The sequence below is a fragment of the Sphingomonas sp. GC_Shp_3 genome, assembly GCF_026540945.1.
Lineage (GTDB): Bacteria > Pseudomonadota > Alphaproteobacteria > Sphingomonadales > Sphingomonadaceae > Sphingomonas.
Genome location: NZ_JALNUT010000001.1, coordinates 521,396 through 536,536 on the forward strand (window position 1 = coordinate 521,396; position 15,141 = coordinate 536,536).

General features: G+C 63.1%; 14 protein-coding genes. All 14 read right to left on the reverse strand.

The features are described from left to right. Positions 1-12: 12 nt before the first annotated feature. Positions 13-1,410, reverse strand: coding sequence for a methyl-accepting chemotaxis protein (locus OXR00_RS02585; protein WP_267386474.1), 1,398 nt, complete (start codon positions 1,408-1,410; stop codon positions 13-15). A gap of 103 nt (positions 1,411-1,513) precedes the next feature. Next, a complete protein-coding gene (locus OXR00_RS02590; RefSeq protein ID WP_267387125.1) occupies positions 1,514-3,766 on the reverse strand; it encodes a xanthine dehydrogenase family protein molybdopterin-binding subunit in 2,253 nt (750 codons plus the stop codon). After that, positions 3,766-4,749 carry a xanthine dehydrogenase family protein subunit M gene (locus OXR00_RS02595; protein ID WP_267386475.1) on the reverse strand — a complete coding sequence of 328 codons (984 nt, stop codon included), beginning with the start codon at positions 4,747-4,749 and terminating at the stop codon, positions 3,766-3,768. Before OXR00_RS02595 ends, OXR00_RS02590 begins: the two co-directional genes overlap by 1 nt. Further along, a complete protein-coding gene (locus OXR00_RS02600) occupies positions 4,746-5,267 on the reverse strand; it encodes a 2Fe-2S iron-sulfur cluster-binding protein (protein ID WP_267386476.1) in 522 nt (173 codons plus the stop codon). The genes OXR00_RS02595 and OXR00_RS02600 overlap by 4 nt, the downstream gene beginning before the upstream one ends. A 278-nt stretch (positions 5,268-5,545) precedes the next feature. Next, positions 5,546-6,838: an amidohydrolase family protein gene (locus OXR00_RS02605; protein ID WP_267386477.1), complete on the reverse strand. Its 1,293-nt coding sequence runs from the start codon at positions 6,836-6,838 to the stop codon at positions 5,546-5,548. Between the two features lie 219 nt (positions 6,839-7,057). Beyond that, positions 7,058-7,381 carry a PilZ domain-containing protein gene (locus OXR00_RS02610; RefSeq protein WP_267386478.1) on the reverse strand — a complete coding sequence of 108 codons (324 nt, stop codon included), beginning with the start codon at positions 7,379-7,381 and terminating at the stop codon, positions 7,058-7,060. 82 nt (positions 7,382-7,463) lie between these two features. Further along, entirely contained in the window at positions 7,464-7,697 is a 234-nt protein-coding gene (gene rpmE, locus OXR00_RS02615) for a 50S ribosomal protein L31 (protein ID WP_242146356.1), read from the reverse strand. Positions 7,698-7,779: 82 nt separating this feature from the next. After that, on the reverse strand, positions 7,780-7,998 hold the full coding sequence (locus tag OXR00_RS02620; RefSeq protein WP_267386481.1) for a hypothetical protein: 219 nt from the start codon (positions 7,996-7,998) through the stop codon (positions 7,780-7,782). An 8-nt stretch (positions 7,999-8,006) separates the two neighbouring features. Next, a complete protein-coding gene (fabZ, locus tag OXR00_RS02625) occupies positions 8,007-8,483 on the reverse strand; it encodes a 3-hydroxyacyl-ACP dehydratase FabZ (protein ID WP_242146358.1) in 477 nt (158 codons plus the stop codon). Between the two features lie 8 nt (positions 8,484-8,491). Beyond that, positions 8,492-9,214, reverse strand: a complete 723-nt coding sequence (locus tag OXR00_RS02630) for an OmpH family outer membrane protein (protein ID WP_242146359.1) — start codon at positions 9,212-9,214, stop codon at positions 8,492-8,494. Further along, entirely contained in the window at positions 9,214-11,838 is a 2,625-nt protein-coding gene (gene bamA, locus OXR00_RS02635; RefSeq protein ID WP_267387126.1) for an outer membrane protein assembly factor BamA, read from the reverse strand. The genes OXR00_RS02630 and bamA overlap by 1 nt, the downstream gene beginning before the upstream one ends. A gap of 247 nt (positions 11,839-12,085) precedes the next feature. Further along, positions 12,086-13,219: an RIP metalloprotease RseP gene (gene rseP / locus OXR00_RS02640; RefSeq protein WP_267386483.1), complete on the reverse strand. Its 1,134-nt coding sequence runs from the start codon at positions 13,217-13,219 to the stop codon at positions 12,086-12,088. After that, positions 13,216-14,373, reverse strand: a complete 1,158-nt coding sequence (locus OXR00_RS02645; protein ID WP_267386485.1) for a 1-deoxy-D-xylulose-5-phosphate reductoisomerase — start codon at positions 14,371-14,373, stop codon at positions 13,216-13,218. The genes rseP and OXR00_RS02645 overlap by 4 nt, the downstream gene beginning before the upstream one ends. Next, complete coding sequence (locus OXR00_RS02650; protein ID WP_267386486.1) at positions 14,373-15,128, reverse strand: phosphatidate cytidylyltransferase; 756 nt, start codon at positions 15,126-15,128, stop codon at positions 14,373-14,375. The genes OXR00_RS02645 and OXR00_RS02650 overlap by 1 nt, the downstream gene beginning before the upstream one ends. Positions 15,129-15,141 lie beyond the last annotated feature (13 nt).

The window sequence follows — 15,141 nt, forward strand, 5'->3', positions numbered from 1 at the left end:
GTTGCGGCAGCGTCAGTCCTGATTTTCGTAGGCGAGTTGCAGAACGCCCCAATGGCGACCCTCAACCCAGATTGAGGCAATCACCTGCTTCAGCAACACCACGCCTCCTTTGGTAAGCGGGCGCCGGTACGCCTTGAGGCAGAACGGCGTTTCGGTGCGGACCTGGATCCGCGTTTCCGGGTAGCTGTAGATCAGGCCGGCGCGCGAATATTCCTGGTTCCAGGTTGGATCGTCCGGCCGCTGGGCCAGCGATCGTTCCGGCATCGCGACCGCTCCGAAACAGTTCCGGTCGGTAAAGCTCATGCCGAAGAAGCCCGGCAACTGACGCGCATGCTCCTGATGCGGTCTCGCCAGCCGGGTCAGCAGCGGTTGCGCGGGGTGCGTAAACAACGGTGGGTTGCTGTTCGCTACCGGGGCGTAGCTATCGCTTAGTATCGTTCCAAGCGCGATCTCTCCCGATGTGACGGCTGCGGCAAGCCCCTCTCCGACGGAACGCGCGACATCCAGACCGAAGCGGATGTAGGGAGAATCGGGCATCTCCGACCCGCTCTCCGCCAGCATCTGAAGCAACGCATTGGTATCGTCGCTCACGCCGGAGACCCGCGTGGAAAGCTGCTGGAGGCCGGCCGCGTTCTGCGAGGAGGCGCTGGTCAGCGCAACAAGACCCGCGCGGACGCGGTCGACCGCCTGAACCATCGATTCGACCCGCTCGGCAACGCTGTCGCTATTGCGTTCCAGCCCCAGCATCAGCGATCTCAGATGATCGACGAGCGCCTCGATCCCTTGCGCGCTGCGATGTGCGGACTGCGCCTTGGCCACGCCCTGCCCGATCCGCTCCAGCATGCCGCCGGCTTCCTGGGTCAGTTTGGTGATCGACTGCTCAATCCGCTTGGTAGCGGATGCGGTTTCGCCCGCCAGCTTTTTCACCTCGCTCGCGACTACGCCAAAGCCGAGGCCCGCGTCGCCCGCTCGCGCGGCTTCGATCGTCGCGTTCAGGGCAAGAAGATTGGTCTGTTTGGCGATGACGTTGATGCTGGCGCTGATGTAGCCGACTTCGTTCAAGGCATCGTTGAACGAACCTAGCCCATCATGAATGCGGCTGACCTGACCAATCAGGTCCACAACGTCGCCGGTTGCGGTGCCGAGCTGCGCTGTCGAATCCTTGATGACGATCTTCGCAGCGGCGGTGTCATTACGCGCCTCGCGGGCGGCTGCCGCGACGTCATCGACGTCCCCGGACAGGATGTTCGCATCCTGTCCGACGTTGTCTATCGTCGCTGCTTGCGCTGTCACCCGTTCGGCAAGCGCCGCGATATCGGCTTGCAAGTCGAGCGTACGGATGCCCAGCTCGCCCGACATGCGCGCGGCCTGCTTGATCGTTGTCTCGGTTACATCGGCACGGATGGTCATGACCCATTGCCTAGCCTCGATCAACTAAGATGACCTTAAGCAGGCGCGCGGATGTCCCGTCGCAAGGGCATCCGCGCGTTTCCGTGTGGCCGGAGCGATCGGGTCAGACGGGCTGACCCTTTTGTTCAAGCTCCATCATCCCGTGAAGGACCTTGTCGAGCGTCAGTGGGTAATCGCACACCCGCACCCCACACGCGTTGTAGATCGCGTTGGCGATCGACGCGCCCGCACCCGAGATGCCGAGCTCGCCAATGCCCTTGGCATGCAGCGGGTTAGCGTGGTGGTCGCGCTCTGACACGAAGTGGACTTCCAGCTGAGGAACGTCCGCGTTCACCGGGATGTGATATTCGGCAAGGTCGTGGTTGACGAGCTTGCCGTTGCGCGTGTCGTGCAGAACCTCCTCCGTCAGCGCCGCGCCGATGCCGAAGGTCATTCCGCCGAGGCACTGCGACCGGGCGGTCTTCTCGTTGAGGATCCGCCCGGCAGCGAAAACCCCGAGCATTCGGCGAACTCGGGTTTCGCCGGTCACCGCATTAACGGCGACCTCCGCGAAATGCGCACCGAACGATGCCTGGGTCACTGCATCCTTCTGCTTGCCGGGACTGATCGAACCCGTCGCCTCCATCCCTTCGCCGACGATCTCCGAAAGCGGGACGGAGCGGTTGCCCGCGATGGCATGACCATCTTTCAGCGTCATCGCTTCCGGCTCCACACCAAGTGCCTTCGCGATTTGGCGACGCAGTTCCTCGCACGCGAGATATACGGCCGACCCGGAGCCACACGCGCCCCATGACCCGCCAGACCCGTTAGACGCGGGCAGATCGCTGTCGCCCATCCGGATCTCGATCGCGCGCGGGTCCAGGCCGAGCAACTCACCGGCCACCTGGGACAGCACAGAATAGGTTCCAGTGCCGATGTCCGTCATCGCTGTTTCGATCGTCGCGTGCCCGGAGGCGTCTATCCGCACGCGGGCTTCTTCCTGCTGCAATATGTTGCTGCGAGCCGCGCTGGCGACGCCCATACCGATCAGCCATTCGCCTTCGCGGCGTTGACCCGGCCGCGCGTGCCGCGCGTCCCAGCCGAAACGCTCGGCACCCTCGTCAAGACATTGGCGCAGCGACCGGGACGAATACGGAATGTTCTTCTCGGGGTCGACGAGTGGTTCGTTGCGGCGCCGCAGTTCAATGGGGTCGAGTTCCATCTTCTCGGCAAGCATGTCCATCGCGACTTCAAGCGCCAGCATGCCCGATGCTTCTCCCGGCGCGCGCATCGAGCCAGACAGGACGAGGTTCAATCGCACCTGATCATGCGTGATGAGCCGGTTCTCGCCCGGGTACAGGAAGTGCGTTCCGATACCCGACGGTTCAAAGAAGTCTTCGCCCGGAAGATTGGACGTCAGCGTCTCATGACCGATACCGATCAGTCGCCCGTAGGCATCGGCAGCCAGCCTGATGCGCTGCTCGGTGTTCGAGCGGCGCACGGTGGCGTCGAACACCTGCTGGCGCAGCATCACCGCCTTTACCGGACGACCAAGCCGCTTGGCAGCGATTGCCGCTGCGGTCGTCTCCGGCGCAATGCCAAGCTTCGAACCAAAGCCGCCACCGATGTAGGGCGCGACGATCCGCACCTTGTCCTTGGACAAGCCGAGCGCATCGGCAAGCTGCATCGCATCCTTGGTCGGGATCTGGTACGCGCCATAGACGATCAGCTTGTCGTCCTCCCACATCGCCACCGATGCGTGCGGCTCCATCGCAGCCGAGTTCTGGCTGGGGGTGGTGAACGTCTCGTCGACGATAGTGGCTGCTTCAGACATTGCCGCCGCCAGGTCGCCCTGCGAGAAGTGAGCGGGCGTGTTGTTCGGTGGCGGCGTATCCGTTTCGCTCTTGTGCGCCGCGAAGTCGAAGCGCCCTTCCCCGTTTTCATAAGCTACGGGAAGCTGGATCGCTGCGTCGCGCGCGGCCTCATAGTTTTCCGCCAGCACGATCGCGATCACCTGACCGAAATACGCGATTTCTTCCACACCCTGCGTCGGCGACTTGGTCTCGCCGCCCTGCCCGGAGTTACGGATGAAAGCTTTGTAGTCCGTGACGACGTCGATCACGCCCGGTAGCGATTTGACCGCTTCGGCATCTATCGACACGACACGGCCCGATGCGATCCGGGCGCCGACCAGCACGCCATGCACCATGTCGGGGAAGCTGTACTCTGCCGAATAAGGCGCTTGGCCCGTGACCTTTAGCGGCCCTTCGTAGCGATCTAGCGGTTTGCCGATGACGTTTTGCGCGCCAATGTCGAGCAGGCTGGTGGGCTGCGCTTCGTCCATGCGCAGTTTGTTGGTGTGGCCGAACCCGAACATCATTCAACTCCCGTCAGTTCATGGAGCGCCGCCGCGAGAGTCCGCCGGGCGAGCGGGATTTTAAAATCGTTATCGCCGAAGCCGCGGGCCTCAGCGACGAGCGCATCTGCCGCCGCGTTGAAGACCGACGCGGTCGGCGCTTGCCCGATCAGCGCCGCTTCAACCGCCGTGTCGCGCCACGGCTTGTGCGCCAGCCCTCCGAAAGCAAGCGCAGCCGAGGCGATCCGGCCATCCTGCACGTCGACGACACCGGCGACAGAAACCAGCGCGAAGGCGTAGGACGCGCGATCTCGCACCTTCCGGTACGCCTGCCGGCCCGCTGGTGGAGCGGGCAGCTCGACGTGGGTGATGAGTTCGCCCTGTTCCAGCACCGTATCGATATGGGGTGTCTCGCCTGGCAGGCGATGAAAGTCGCCGATCGCGATACGATTGCTGCCACCATCCGCGTTCACCGTGACGACCGTCGCATCGAGCGCACGCATCGCCACAGCCATATCGCTCGGGTGGGTCGCGATACACTGGTCGCTGGTGCCCAGCACCGCCAGAATGCGATTGACGCCGCCGATCGCGGAGCAGCCGCTGCCAGGATCGCGCTTGTTGCACGGCGTAGCTACGTCGTAGAAATAGTAACAACGCGTGCGTTGCAGCAGGTTGCCGCCGGTGCTCGCCTTGTTCCGCAACTGTCCGGTTGCACCAGCCAGCAGCGCCCGGCTCAGCACAGGGTAGCGCGAGATCACGCGCGGGTCGGCGGCAAGATCGCTGTTCGGGACCATCGCGCCGATCGTCAGGCCACCGTCATCCCGTTCTACAATCTGGGCGAGGTCGAGACGGCTGACGTCAACAAGTCGCGCGGGTGTTTCGACCTGCAACTTCATCAGATCGAGCAGGTTCGTACCACCGGCAATGAAACGCGTGGTCGGCTCGGTCGCCGCTGCTGCCGCCTGTTCTGGGCTTTCCGCCAACAGATAGTCGAACGTCTTCATGCGGCGACCCCCTCTTTGGCATCAGCGTCACGGAGAGAGACTTCGGTGATCGCATCGACGATGTTCGGGTACGCGGCGCAGCGGCAAAGGTTGCCACTCATCCGTTCGGATATCTCAGCGTTATCGAGCGTGACGTTCTCCAGATCGGCGGACACGTGGCTCGGCCAACCTTTTGCAACCTCGTCGAGCATACCAACCGCCGAACAGATCTGGCCCGATGTGCAATAGCCGCACTGATAACCATCATGATGCAGGAACGCCTCCTGCATCGGGTGAAGCGCCTCGGGATTGCCCAACCCTTCGATCGTCGTGATCTCATCGTTCTGGTGCATCACCGCGAGCGACAGGCAACTGTTCACACGGCGGCCATTAACTAGCATGGTGCACGCCCCGCACTGGCCGTGATCACACCCCTTTTTCGAACCGGTGAGGGACAGATGCTCCCGACACAGATCGAGGAGGCTGGTTCGGATGTCCACGTCCACTTCGTGAACCTGTCCGTTGATGTTGAAGCGCATCTTTGTTGCTCCCCTATGGCATGTCAGACACGCTGACGCCGACTGCCCGCGGAATTTAGTGGGTCGGATCAGGCGTGGAGCCGCAACCTCCCGGAACGCTGCCCCACGTGCTAATCCGTTGACCAGAGAGTAACTCACGAAGCCGCCGTCGGTTGCTTCCGCCGGTACCCAGTGCGATGCTATGCGGTCCAAGCCCGCCGATTGATACGCGGGCTATCGCGCGGCACTGGCGCACGAAAGTGCGAGCATGTGCGGTGACGATGTTTCGCAGCCTATCACTATAATCGTGGCATACCGGTGCCGGCACTGTCGGGGAAAATATGGCCGCCCTTCATTACCAATCGGACATGACGAACCGCCCCGACGTTCACGGTTGGATCGCCCTCCACGGCGATGAGATCGGCGAGCAAGCCCGGCTTCACAGCGCCGACCCTGTCGGAGAGATGCAGCCAACGCGCATTGCCCCAGGTTGCCGCGATCAGCGCCTGGGCTGGTTGCATTCCGGCGGCAACCAGCAGTTCGAGTTCGCGTGCGTTGCTGCCATGCGCGAATACACCGACGTCGCCGCCCATGCAGATCGGCACGCCTGCCGCCATCGCCAGCCGAAAGCTCGTTCGGTTCAGTTCGACCGACGGCGGCGCGGGTTTGCTACCGTTCCAGCCGCGATACCGCGCGGTCGCATCGGACGCGGCGAGCGTCGGACATAACGCGATATGCTTGGCGGCCATGCTCTCGAAAATCTCCTGCGTGCCGCCGTACCCGTGTTCGATGGTGTCGACGCCCGCAGCCACCGCCCGGCGCATGCCCTCGGCCGTGGCGGCATGGACCGCCACCGGCCTGCCCGCATCATGCGCAGCCGCGACCGCTGCCTGCATTTCTTCGAGACTCAGCGTCGCGCGGCTTTCTTCGCCCGGGCGCCAGCGGTAGTCGGCGTATAGCTTGATCCAGTCCGCGCCGGCCGCAATTTGCCTGCGCACTGCGGCGACGATCTGATCGACGCCCGAAACCTCTTCGGCGCCCTGTGGGATGACGACGCCGGGTTCGAAACCCTTGGGGCCATATGCGCCGAGCGCGACGATAGCGCGCGTCGCAACGGACAGGCGTGGCCCGGGCACGATCCCCTGATCGATCGCTGCCTTCAACCCGACATCCGCAAAGCCTGCTCCTTCCGTGCCGAGATCGCGTTCGCTGGTAAAACCAGCCAGCAGAGTTGCCTTGGCATTCGCCACCGCGCGCGCCGTGCGCAGCGCCAGCGGCTCGTGCAGGACCTGATCGTCCCAGCTGGTTTCGTTGTACGGATGGAGAAACAGATGGCTATGCCCCTCGATCATGCCGGGCATCAGGGTGTCGCCTGCGAGATCGATGATCTGCGCCCCTGCGGGCGCCGGCAGATCGGCTCCCACCGCGACGATCTTGTCTCCGGTGACGAGCACTTGCCACCCGGCGTGCACCTTCCCGTCGACGCCGTCGAACACCCCTGCGGGTTTCAGCACGATCGAAACTGGGTCGGACGCCCTTGCTACGACCGGAGTTGCCAACATCATCGCCACCATGATCGTCAGCAAACGCATAGACCATCCCCCCTGATTTACTTCGCGGAGCAGACGATAAGGCGCTTTGCCCGGCACGCAACGCCCGGACGTGCACGAGCGGTAACTATTTAGGAGGGGCACGAAGGTCGCGCGGTGCCTGGCCTCAGCAGACGACGTGATGGCATGGAAAGCATGGCTGTTCCGGCACCATCGCCTCTTAAAAGGCTACCCAAGTGATTTATGATGACCGCCGAGCGATCAGCCGCGTCCATGCGCTGCGGCAAGACTATCGAAGGCGATGTGACCAAGCGGCTGATGAAATTGACAGCCCGCGACGTAATCGTCAGCCCACATGATCGTCGCGCTGATCTGGCCGACCTTGGGAAGCGTAAGCCAGATCATCGATCCCGCCTTCATCGGGGAGTAGGTGTGCAGCCGCGCGCCGTGAAGGGAAAGGTCCGTGATCTTGCAAAGCGTGCGATCAAGCCCGCCCCGCCCAATCTTGGCATCCAGCGAAACCGGTGCACGGGGGCTGCGACGGCGACCATCGCGTTGGGCAGGCTCGTATTCGGCGGCTATCATGGCTTCCCCTCCCGTGCAAGCGCTGCGACGGAAGGAGAAGCTAATCCGCGACGGTTAACGTGCCGCTAACGTGATGTAGTGCTTACTTCTTGCCGCTCAGCGAAATACCGCCGAAACGCTTGTTGAAGCGTGCCACCTGACCACCGGCGTCGAGCATCTGGCCCTTGCCGCCCGTCCATGCTGGATGCGCGAGCGGATCGATCTCGAGCTGCATCAGGTCACCTTCCTTGCCCCAGGTCGAGCGCGTCTCGAACGTGGTGCCGTCGGTCATCTGGATCTTGATCATGTGGTAGTCGGGGTGCGTATTGCTCTTCACGTCGTATCTCCGGGAAAATGTCGCTGGTTACCGACCAGCCACGAAGGCGCGGCCCGTATCAGAGCCGCGCGGTATGTGCAACTCAGGCCGTTCGCGCCTTCAGCCAGCGGATCAACGCCGTGACCGACCAGATCGCCTCGACCACGCCAAACGGCCAAGCCCCTTGCAGGAAGCCATAGATCGAACCCAGCACACAGCCAACCGCGAAGCCCAGTATCCACCAGGTCGATCGCGCTTCAAGGGCATAGCAAAGCAACGTGAAAGACAGCGAGACGAGCCCGAAGCACGTCAATCCATCCATCTGGTGTCCTAAACCTTAGGCGGATCGGCGATCATCGCGGTGAAGTTCGCCTCGGCAGCAAGCTGGCCGTCGATGGTAGCGCGGCCAGCGAACTTGCAGACGCTGGCACGCTTCTGCACGAACTCGACCTCGAGCTTGAGCAGCACGCCCGGCTCAACCGGCTTGCGAAACTTCGCACCATCGATCGCCATGAAGTAGACGAGCTTGCCCGACCCCGCGAGGCCGAGACTTTCGACCGCGAGGATGCCGGCGGCCTGCGCCATCGCCTCTACGATCAGCACGCCGGGCATGATCGGACGACCCGGGAAATGCCCCTGGAAGAAGTTCTCGTTGATCGTCACCGCCTTGATCGCCGTAATCGACCGGTCGAGGATGATCTCCTCGACACGGTCGACCAGCAGCATCGGATAACGGTGCGGCAACGCCGCCATGACCCGCCCGATATCGAGCGGTCCAGTGGCGCGCTGTGCTGCGTCGTCGCTCATCGTGACGATCAGCGGCCCTGCGGCGCGTTCTTCGGCGCCGCACCGGCGGGAGCAGCGGCACCGCCCTGCTGACGCTGCATCGCGCTGTAGTAAACGAGCTGCTGATACCGCTGGAACAGCTGCCCGGTCTGCTGGCTCGGCTGCCAGTTGGCGGGCGGCGTGACCGACACAGTCGGCGTTTGACGATCGAGCTCGGCCTTGATTTCGTCAGTCAGGTCGGCGGCGGGCGTGTTATACTGCACTGCGCCGGCCGAGAGCAGCAGGCTGACCTTCTGCGAGGCGACGACCGACTTCATCGCGGTCTCATACTTCATCGAAATCTGCTCGATCGCATAAGCCTGCGCCAGCGTTGCGGGTGCGCGCAGACGGCTGACTTCCTGCTGACCGGCCTTCTGCGCGGCTTCGAGGCGCGCCAGCACTGGGCTCTTGGCGGCCTGTGCTGCCTGAACCTCGGCATCGGACAACTGCTTGTCCTTGTTCGTGTCGAGCGGCGCCCAGATCGTGGCGAGTTCCGTGTCGAGCGCCTGCTGACGCGTGCGCGCCTGATCAAGCTGTGCCTTGTAGGTCGTCGCGATCGTCTGGTTGGCGGCGTCGAGCGCCTTGGCGCCGAGGATCACCGACTCCGGATCGGCAAAACCGATGCCGGAAACCTGCGCGTTCGCCTGCGCGGCGATGAACGCTGCCGGCGCGGCGATCGCGCAACCGAGCAATACCTTCTTGAACGTGTTCATCAGAATTGTGTCCCTACGTTGAATGTCACAAGCTTGGTGTCGTCGCCCTTAACCTTCAGGAGCGCGTATGCAATGTCGATCCGCAGCGGCCCGAACGGCGAATTCCAGTTTACCCCGGTGCCGATCGACAAACGCGGCTTCGGCGAGTCACCGAGGAATTCCTCGAGGAAGGGCGAGGTGGGGGTGGTGTAAAGCGTGTTGATCGAAGAGCCGACGCACGTTCCGCCCGCGACCGTGGAATAACCGACCTTACACGTCGTCGTTGCGTTCGGCGCGCCTGCATCGGTCGACGGCACGACGTAAAGTTGCTGGCCGTTCGCGGCGAACCCAGGCGAGTTCAGCGGCAGAACCGTCACGCGACCGGTAACCGGATCGATCGTCGTCGGGAACGTCGCGCTCGGCAGCGGACGCGTAACCCCCCAAAGCGCGCCGGCCTGCACGTAGATCGACGGACGAAGCCCAAGTTCGCGCGCGCCCGAGCCAAGCGGGATCTGCATTTCCAGTCTGGCATTATAGTATTTGGTGCCACCAAGCGCGTCGTCGACGATGCTGTTGCGATCGGTGACGAGCGTCTGGTTGCCGGCTGCGTCCGTGGTGTACGGAGTACGCTTCACACGCGGGCCGATACCGCGAATGTCGAAGCCGGGGAAATCCGGTTCGCCCAGATAGAAGCGATCGGTGATACGGATCGGATCGACGCCAGCGGGCTTCTTGCCTTCCAGCGAGAAGATATAGCCGCCCTCGACATGCGCGGAGACGATGAATCCGCTGCCGAGGTTCTTGTATTTGGTGCCGTCGACGCGCGTGCGGATGTAGCGCACATCGCCACCCAGGCCGGCGAAATCCTGGCTGACGCTGAACTTCTGGCCTGCGGTCGGTCGAAGCCGGCTGTTGGTGGAATCGAAGATCAGCGAATAGCCGACGGACGAGGTCCAACGGTTGCCAAGCGCACTGCACAGATACGAACCCGCCGTGAGCACGTTACAGGTGCCGTCCGCATTGAAATACGTCGATGCGAGGCCGACCTCGTCATAGGTTAGTCCGTACCGCGCCGCGAGCGACCAATATTCGGTGAGCGGGATGCCGGCGCGAAGCTGGAAGCCGGTCGAGACCTGCGTATAGGTGGTCTGACGCGTATCGCCAGCGAAGTTGAACGCGTTGTAATCGCGCCGGAAGATATCGCCGCCGATCGCGATGTTCTTGTTGAACAAATACGGCTCGGTAAAGCCGAGATCGATCGACTTGGAATAATAGGAATAGTTGACGCTGGCGCGCAGCTCCTGCCCCTTGCCGCGGAAGTTGCGCTGGGTGATCGACGCCTGGATGATGAAGCTCTCCAAGCTCGAATAGCCCGCCGACAGCGATAGTTCGCCGGTCGACTTCTCCTCGACGTTCGCGTCCAGCACCACGCGGTCCGGCGCAGAGCCCTGGCTCTGCTTGATCTCGAACTTGTCCTGGAAGAAACCGAGCGAGTTGATCCGGTCCTGCGACCGCTTGACCTGGAAGCTGTTGAATGCGTCACCCTCGGCGAGACGAATTTCGCGGCGGATCACCTTATCCTGTGTCTGCGTATTCCCGGTGACGTTGATGCGCTCGACATAGGTGCGCTTGGCTTCGGCGATGTGGAAATTGATCCCCATCGTCAGCGCTTCCTTGTCGCGCGTGAACTCGGGGTTTGTATCCGCGAACGCGTAGCCGACCAGACCGGCCGACTGGTTCAGGCTGTCTACCGTATCCTCGACCTTCTTGGCGTCGTACCAATCGCCCTTCTTGATGGTCAGGCCGGCGGCGACCTTCTTATTGTCGAAATCGCGAATGTCGCTGTCGACGGTGACGTCGCCGAACTTGTAGCGCTTCCCTTCCTCCACCACGTAGGTGATGATGAAGTCCTTCTTGTCCGGCGTCAGCTCGGCCACGGCGGAGGTCACGCGGAAGTCGGCATAGCCGTTGGTCAGGTAGAACTGACGCATCTTCTGCTGATCGTAGGCGAGACGATCCTGGTCGTAGCTCGTGTTCGAGCTGAGCAGGGTCGTCAGGCGTGCCTCCTTGGTCGCCATCTGGCCACGCAGCGTCTTGTCGGAGAACACCTCGTTGCCGAGGATGTTGATCTGGCGGACCTTGGATTTCGGCCCCTCGTTGATCTCGAAGATCACGTCGACGCGATTCTGGTCGAGCGTGACCATCTTCGGTTCGATCGCGGCGGCGAAGCGGCCCTGCCGGCGATACAGTTCGACGATGCGCGCGACATCCTGGCGGACTGCGGTACGCGTGAAGATCTGGCGCGGCTTGAGCTTGATCTCCTTGGTGATCTTGTCGTCCTTCAGGCGCTTGTTGCCCTCCAGAATAACGCGGTTGATGATCGGGTTTTCGCGGACGCGCAGCACGATGTTGCCGCTTTCGACACCGCTGATCGACACGTCGGCGAACAGATCACTGGCGAGCAGATCCTTGATCGCCTGATCGAGCAGTTCGTTGTTGTAGGGTATGCCGACGCGCAGCTTGGTATAGGACAACACCGTCTCGGGCTCGATCCGCTGCGAGCCTTCGACGCGCAGCGTCAGGATCTTCTTGGCGTTCGGATCGCTGACGACGACCGCCGGCCCGATGGAAGGTGCCGGCGGCATCGGGATCGGTTCGGCCACGCCGCGCGGTGCGCCGCCACGCTGGCCACCACCGCGGTGACCGCCGCCGCGCATCCCGCCCTGGGCATCGGCCGCGCTCGGCATCGTGGAAAGCACTGTACCCGCCAGAAGCGTGACGAGCGCATGCTTTCCGAACGTCGAAACCTTGATCGCTGTCACTTCCCACCCCAAATCGGAGAAACCATACTCGCGGACCGCAACACCGCGGAACCGCCCTGCCTCACCTTCGTCAACCGATCAAGCCGGCGAGGTTCTTCCAGAGCCCAAACGAGCCCAGATCATTGAATGTCACCATCAGCATCAGTGCTAGCATCGCCGCGAGCCCGCCGCGGAACGCCCATTCCTGCACCTGCACGGGGACGGGCCGCCGTCGCACTGCCTCGATCGCGTAGAAGAACAGGTGGCCACCGTCGAGCACCGGCACTGGCAACAGGTTGATGAATCCTAAATTAATTGAGATCACCGCGATCATCCAGATCAGAGCGGGTACGCCTAGTGACAGTTGCTCGCCGGACACCTTGGCGATGCGCAATGGGCCGCCAAGCTCGTCCACCGACCGGCGGCCAGTCAGGATCTGACCGAGGCCATCGAGCGTCCCACGCAAGATTTCGCCGGTCATTCTGATCCCGGTGAACGGTGCCTCGAGTGCGCCAACCGGACGCAGCACCGGATTGGTTGGGCCGATACCCAGCAGCCCCCGCCGGAACTCATTGCCGAACGCATCGCGCTGAACGAGCGCGCCGATCGTCACCTCGCGGCTCATGATATTGTCGGCCCGCACGAAACGCACCGTGACGCGCTCATCGGGGCGCAAGGCGGTAAATTGCGCAAGATCGGAAAACGTCGAGACAGCACGTCCGCCGAGACTGGTGAGGCGGTCACCCGGCTGCAATCCTGCCACCGCCGCCGCGCTTTTGGGTTCGATCGTACCGATTATGGAGGGTGTCGCGTCAACGCCGTAAGCAAGCGCGAAACCGGCGAGAATCAGGACGGCGACGATAAAATTGGTCACCGGCCCGGCCGCGACTACGATCGCGCGCTGCCACACCGGTCTTGCCTGCAACGTTCGTGCGCGCTCCTCCGGTGGAAGCATCAGCCACTCTTCGCCAGGCTGGCTCGCCGCGTTCATGTCGCCGGCGAACTTCACGTATCCGCCCAGCGGCATCCAAGAAAATTTCCACCGCGTGCCGCGCTTGTCGGTTACGCCAAACACTTCCTGCCCGAAACCAACCGAGAACGCATCGATCTTCACCCTGAACAGCCGCCCGGCGAGGTAATGCCCCATCTCATGCAGGAAGATCAGCGGGCCGATCACCAGCGCGAACGCCAGCACGGTCAGCAGGAAGCCGGGGCTATGGGTCACTGGGCGCAATCCTTCACTCGCTCGGCCGCGACCCTGCGCGCCTCCCCGTCGACGGCAAGCACGTCGGCGAGTGCCCCAGGCGCGGGCGGATCGTAGCGCTCCAGCGTATCTTCGACGATTGCGGCAATTTCGAGGAAGCCGATCTGACCATCAAGAAACGCCGCCACCGCGATCTCGTTGGCGGCGTTGAGGATAGCCGGGCGCGCACCGCCCGCATCGAGCGCCTCGCGAGCCAGCCTCAGTGCCGGGAACCGCTCGACATCAGGCGCTTCGAAATCGAGCCGGCCGATCTTGACGAGATCGAGCGGTGCCATCGGCGTCATCATCCGGTCGGGCCAGGCAAGGCAACTCGCGATCGGCACGCGCATGTCGGGTGGTCCAAGCTGCGCTAGCGTGGAGCCATCGACATATTCGACCATCGAATGGATCACCGACTGGCGATGCAGGATGATCTCGATCGCGTCGTGCGGCACCGGGAACAGCCGAGCGGCCTCGATCAGTTCCAGCCCCTTGTTCATCATCGTTGCCGAATCGATCGAGATTTTGGCGCCCATTGACCAGTTCGGATGCGCAACCGCTTGCGCCACCGTGACCTCACGCATCCGATCGAGCGACCAGTCGCGAAACGGGCCGCCGCTCGCGGTCAGAATGATCCGGCGTACGCGACTCAGTCGCGCCACATCAAAACATTGAAAGATCGCATTGTGTTCGGAATCCGCCGGCAACAGCGTCGCGCCACTGGTTTCCGCCGCCGCCAACACGATCTCGCCGGCCGAGACCAGCGGCTCCTTGTTGGCGATGATGACCGTGCGACCCTGTTCGATCGCCGCCAGCACCGGTTCCAGACCAGCACAGCCTACGATCGCACCCATCGTGATATCCGCGCCGAGCTCGGCGCTATCGCGGACCGCCTGCGCGCCGCCCGCCGCCACGATATCTGTACCGGCCAGCGCCGCGCGAAGTGCGCCGAGGCACGCCTCGTCCGCGACAACAGCGCGCTTTGCACGAGTGCGGATCGCCGCCTCGGCAAGCTTGTTGACGTCGCGATGCGCGGTGAGCGCAAGCACCTGAAACGCATTGGGTTCGCGCTCGATCAGGTCGAGCGTCGAGGAGCCGACGGAACCCGTCGCGCCCAGAATCGTAACCGTCTTCATCAGAAATAGAATCTCGGCAAAATGACCAGAAACGCGGCCACCGGCGCTACGGGAACCAACCCGTCGAGCCTGTCTAGCACACCGCCGTGGCCGGGGAAGATGTTGCCGCTGTCCTTGACGCCAGCGCGGCGCTTCAGCCAGCTTTCATAGAAATCACCGGCCTGAGCGACGACCGCTAGGAACGGCGTCGTCAGCGTCAGCCGTAGCGGTAGGCCGTAAGCGTGATGCATCGCCGCGCCGAACACGCCCGCGAACGCCATGCCGCCGATCAGCCCGGCCCACGTCTTGTTGGGGCTGATCGCCGGTGCGATCTTTGGCCCACCGATCAACCGGCCTGCGGTGTAGGCACCGATGTCGCACGCCCAGACCGAAGCCAGCACCCATAGCGTGAAGACAATACCCTCTTTTTGTTCGCGGATCGCCAGCAACGCGAGAGTCGGCATGCCGACGTAGATTGCGCCGGCCGCAAGCATCGGGCGCTGCGTGACGATTACGATAAAAAACGCAGCGCCGATTAGCAGGCCAAGGGTAAAGAACCCCGGCCCCGCCATGATCGGCGCCATCACGGACAGGGGCACGAACAGTGCAAACTGCGCCAGCCGCTTCAGCGATGGCGGGGTCTTCATCAGATCTGACCACTCGGCCATCATCAGCAGACCCAGCGCGACGCACACCACCCAAAAAGCGATGTCACCCGCGACGATCGTCGCCAGCGCGATCGCGATGAGCGCGATGCCGACGACGATCCGGAGCATCAGTTCCGAAGGC

Excerpts from the sequence above, each read along its gene's own strand:
- OXR00_RS02585 (WP_267386474.1), bottom strand. The coding sequence starts at position 1,410 with ATGACCATCCGTGCCGATGTAACCGAGACAACGATCAAGCAGGCCGCG.
- OXR00_RS02590 (WP_267387125.1), bottom strand. The coding sequence starts at position 3,766 with ATGTTCGGGTTCGGCCACACCAACAAACTGCGCATGGACGAAGCGCAG.
- OXR00_RS02595 (WP_267386475.1), bottom strand. The coding sequence starts at position 4,749 with ATGAAGACGTTCGACTATCTGTTGGCGGAAAGCCCAGAACAGGCGGCA.
- OXR00_RS02600 (WP_267386476.1), bottom strand. The coding sequence starts at position 5,267 with ATGCGCTTCAACATCAACGGACAGGTTCACGAAGTGGACGTGGACATC.
- OXR00_RS02605 (WP_267386477.1), bottom strand. The coding sequence starts at position 6,838 with ATGCGTTTGCTGACGATCATGGTGGCGATGATGTTGGCAACTCCGGTC.
- OXR00_RS02610 (WP_267386478.1), bottom strand. The coding sequence starts at position 7,381 with ATGATAGCCGCCGAATACGAGCCTGCCCAACGCGATGGTCGCCGTCGC.
- OXR00_RS02620 (WP_267386481.1), bottom strand. The coding sequence starts at position 7,998 with ATGGATGGATTGACGTGCTTCGGGCTCGTCTCGCTGTCTTTCACGTTG.
- fabZ (WP_242146358.1), bottom strand. The coding sequence starts at position 8,483 with ATGAGCGACGACGCAGCACAGCGCGCCACTGGACCGCTCGATATCGGG.
- OXR00_RS02630 (WP_242146359.1), bottom strand. The coding sequence starts at position 9,214 with ATGAACACGTTCAAGAAGGTATTGCTCGGTTGCGCGATCGCCGCGCCG.
- bamA (WP_267387126.1), bottom strand. The coding sequence starts at position 11,838 with ATGCCGCCGGCACCTTCCATCGGGCCGGCGGTCGTCGTCAGCGATCCG.
- OXR00_RS02645 (WP_267386485.1), bottom strand. The coding sequence starts at position 14,373 with ATGAAGACGGTTACGATTCTGGGCGCGACGGGTTCCGTCGGCTCCTCG.
- OXR00_RS02650 (WP_267386486.1), bottom strand. The coding sequence starts at position 15,128 with ATGCTCCGGATCGTCGTCGGCATCGCGCTCATCGCGATCGCGCTGGCG.